The sequence below is a fragment of the Mesorhizobium sp. M7A.F.Ca.CA.002.05.1.1 genome (assembly GCF_003998335.1).
In the GTDB taxonomy this organism is placed as follows: domain Bacteria; phylum Pseudomonadota; class Alphaproteobacteria; order Rhizobiales; family Rhizobiaceae; genus Mesorhizobium.
Map to the genome: position 1 here is coordinate 1 of NZ_RZQI01001434.1, position 871 is coordinate 871.

Here is an 871-nt window from a genome sequence, read left to right on the forward strand (position 1 = left end):
ACCCAGAACTATGCAACCTCGGCTCTGTTGTCGGGCCTGCGCCGGGCCGCACGCACGGCGCGTGCTTGCGGCGGTGTCGAGGCCGGCACCTGGCTGGTGGCACGCGCCGGCCTGCTGGAAGGGCGCAGCGCCACCACCCACTGGGAGGACATGGAGGATTTTTCCTCGGCCTTCCCTGGCGTCGATGTCCGCCCGGACCGCTATGTCATCGACGGGCCAGTGTTCACCTCGGGCGGCGCGTCACCGACCTTCGACCTGATGCTGCATCTCATCCGCACGCGGCTCGGTATGGCGGTGGCGCTCGATGTCGCCAGCGTCTTCATCTACGACCAGGCTCGCGCCGCCACCGACGCACAGCCGCTGGTCTCGCTCGGCCGGCTCGACGGCTATGACCCGCGCCTTGCGCAAGCCATCCGGCTGATGGAATCGCATGTCGACCAGCCGCTGACCATCGAAGCAGTGGCCAAGCGCGCCGGCGTGACGGCACGGACGCTGGAAAGCATCTTTCGCAAATCGATCGGCGAGACGCCGGGCGCCTATTACCTCAGGCTGCGCCTCGGCGCCGCGCGCCGGCTGGTGGTCGATACGAGGGTTGCCATGGCCGATATTGCCGGGCGGACCGGGTTCTCGTCCGCCGCGGCATTTTCGAGGGCATTTTCAAGGGCTTTCGGCGAAGCGCCGGTCAGATTGCGGAGGGGTTGATGTGCATGCCGCCCAAAAGTGTGTAGCGATTTTGGGACAACGACATGCACAAAGTCGGAAAGCTCAGGCAGCGTTCTGACGGTCACTGCCGCCGTCGATCTGCGAGCGCATCTGTCTGGCAAGATGGGTCTCGAAACGGCTGGCAACGGCGCGGTCCCATTCGTTTGAG

General features: G+C 65.9%; 1 protein-coding gene. It reads left to right on the top strand.

The genetic code is table 11. The features are described from left to right. The coding region (locus EN939_RS36155) for a GlxA family transcriptional regulator (protein WP_164751600.1) at nucleotides 1-702 on the top strand (702 nt) is incomplete at its 5' end. Nucleotides 703-871 lie beyond the last annotated feature (169 nt).